The 2,823-nt window shown below is 44.8% G+C and carries 2 protein-coding genes; both read right to left on the minus strand.

What is annotated here, in order from left to right:
- The coding region (locus tag F6K37_RS37185; RefSeq protein ID WP_287256010.1) for a DUF4135 domain-containing protein at positions 1–1,841 on the minus strand (1,841 nt) is incomplete at its 3' end.
- A 155-nt stretch (positions 1,842–1,996) separates the two neighbouring features.
- Positions 1,997–2,257 carry a cinnamycin family lantibiotic gene (locus F6K37_RS37190; protein WP_044491894.1) on the minus strand — a complete coding sequence of 87 codons (261 nt, stop codon included), beginning with the start codon at positions 2,255–2,257 and terminating at the stop codon, positions 1,997–1,999.
- Positions 2,258–2,823 lie beyond the last annotated feature (566 nt).

Raw genomic sequence — 2,823 nt, forward strand, 5'->3', positions numbered from 1 at the left:
CCAGTTGCCTTAGCTGAGAAGATGGGGATATCCAATTGCCACAGGGATGCTAGTTCTAGCTCAGCCAGTTTCCCTTGATTGTCCCACTTTCGTTGATGCTCTTTTAAGGTGTTGAACAGCAAATCCACTTCTAGGGGTTCGGCAAGACATTTGGGATGGCGAGCAGCAAGGAGCAACTTGCCATAGGCTTGGGTTCCCCAATTAATGAAGCGCACTGATGAGGGAGAAAATAAGTCTTGGAGGGAGGTTGCGGCTTTAGTGGGGTTTTCTCGAAACCAGTTATAAACTCGGTTAAATCCCTCAACAATGGCATCTTTGTACTCCTGTGGCTGTACGAGCTGACCTTGGTAATAGATGCGATTGGTTGCTTCGAATTCGACCCGAATTCCCGATTGATATTCAACACCCAGGGCTAATGACATCCGGCCCTTGTTCACTTTAGGAACTTGATGGGGTACTTCGTAGGAGTCGCCGCCCCTAGACCCGCTCAATTTCATTTCATTTTTATCCCCCGGGTCTGGCCATTCCAGCAAACCCGTCTTGAAAACTGAATCGAGTACTGTACCGGGCATTTTGTCTATGCCAAGGGGCAACACTTCCAAAACCGTTTCGCAGTCGCAAATAAACCCATTCCCATCAGCAACTAGGACGTTTTCAAAATGCAGATCGCATCCCCCTAGGATGTAGAAAATGCTGAGAAATCCCCCTAGTTGCTGATAAAATCCCTCAGCAGAAGCTTGACTTTGGACATGGTTTTTACCAGAAGCAATAAACTCTGCATAACCATAGCCATCTCGACAGAGCACTCCATAGCTGGCAAACTCAACCACCTTATCCCTAGTCAAGGTTTCTAGCAGCCCTTGCATCGCTGCTTCAGATTGAATACAGCGAGGCTTATAAACAATTGTTGCTGGCTCAGAGTTAATCAGCTCCAGTTCCACGATCACTACGCTCTTGCCGCCAGCATGGTAATCCGAGTTGCCTAACTTAAAGGATTTGACTTGGGTTATGGGTTTCCCCGAGAAGAACCTCCCGCTGATTTGCTCGCGATCCCTAGCCAAACGCTGAATCACTTCCTCACCAAAATCACACAAGAAACCAGTTACCTGAGCCAACCAACGTGCTAGTACAGGAAACTGAAAATAAAAGCGGTGATAACTCCAACCGTCTTGAAACGTCTGTTCCAGGTAGGCCAGATAAGCCTCTGGATCATCGGCTGATTTGGCGATCTTATTCTGAAGACAATAGACATTAATATTGGCTTCAACCGTCCAGGTTAAGGCCAGCTCAAAGCGATTAAGCAGGTTAATTTGAAGGTCACTGACGACTTGCTTTGAGATCACCTGAAGCTGATCACATAAAGGTTGCAATCTCTGGTGCAACAGCCGTAGAAAGGGTTCGCAGGCTATCGCCAATTTACCGTGGTAGATATCGGGTTCGTACCAGGAACTCCCTACAAAATCCCCTTTTGGTAAATCCAAGGTCGCGATCGCAGCGCGGTAGGTTTCTAGCCACTGACGGTGAGGTTTTACGAACTCCAATCGGTCTGCTTCCGACAATTCCCCCCAGTTTCGTTCGTATAATTTATAGTCCGTTAATAGTTTTCGTAGGTCTTCAATAATCGATTGACTGACTTTTCCTTGTTGCTCATAGGAATCCTTAAGCAACTGCACAGCCAACTTGCCAGTTAGTTTTTTGATGTTCCAGCTATCCAACGGTTCAAGCTCGTTGGTACACCTAGCTTTACCCTGGCCTTTAGCCAGTCGTTCAACAATGAGAGTTCGCTCAGCCAAATTACTAGCTCGGCAAGCCAGTTCCTCCAGCACAGAATCGTCAACCATAACCCCAACAGTTACCAAGCAATACTAATAAACAGTTAACAACGGGGGCTGGCATCACATCTAAATCTTAAAAAATCCGATGTCATGCCAGCTCCTAGACAGGTACCTAGCCTATTGGATTAGAAACGGTCACAACCTACTTGGTCGTTCCATCACTAGCTTTTGGTTGTTCCATCACAAATGAGGGTTACAATACCGAAGCTGCAGGTGGATTCACAATCCTGAGCAACAATATCAAACTCCCCTAAGGAAGCATTTAACAACTCGATGAAAGCATGATCTTCCTTCTCAACAGATTCAGGCAGGGAAGTAGTAGCTGATAGTCCAAAAGCTTCTGGGTTATTTTGAACTTCGCTACGGAACTCAGCGTCAATAGATGCCTGGTGCAGTACCTTTTCTAGGGTAGCAGTTGACATAATATTGCTCCTTTGTGCCCCTGATGGGCAGTAAGATTTACCATCTGCTCGTTTAGCAGACATTTATTAGTGTATACATAATTTTCATCCTATGGTTCACTTTTTGACATTTCTTAACTTTTATCTGAAGTCTTTTAAAATTCATATATAGTTTAGTTTTTCTGTAACAAAAAATACAGTTTTTTATTGACAAACATCCCTTTGCCTTTCCCTAAGAGCTGCTATCAATAGGACAACTATTCCCAGATATAGCACTACGCATTAAGAGGATATCTGAAAAGTTTTTTTATACTGAATTTTGCCCCCCTAGCCCCCCAACTTTGGGGGAAGAGTCAATTTGCTTCTAAAAGTACCCCGAGCGAGGGATTGCTCGCTCGGGGGATTTAGGGGGCTTGGATGTAACAAATGAAACTTCTCAGACAACCTCTAAGATTAGGACGGGAGCATGTCACAAATGCCTAACATTTGTACGCTTATCTGGGTAATGGGTAATAGGTAATGGGTAATAGGTAATGGGTAATAGGTAATAGGGGGAGCATGTCAGAAATGCCGAATATTTTTACCAT

Source organism: Moorena sp. SIO4E2, assembly GCF_010671945.1.
Classification (GTDB): domain Bacteria; phylum Cyanobacteriota; class Cyanobacteriia; order Cyanobacteriales; family Coleofasciculaceae; genus Moorena; species Moorena producens.

Excerpts from the sequence above, each read along its gene's own strand:
- F6K37_RS37190 (WP_044491894.1), bottom strand. The coding sequence starts at position 2,257 with ATGTCAACTGCTACCCTAGAAAAGGTACTGCACCAGGCATCTATTGAC.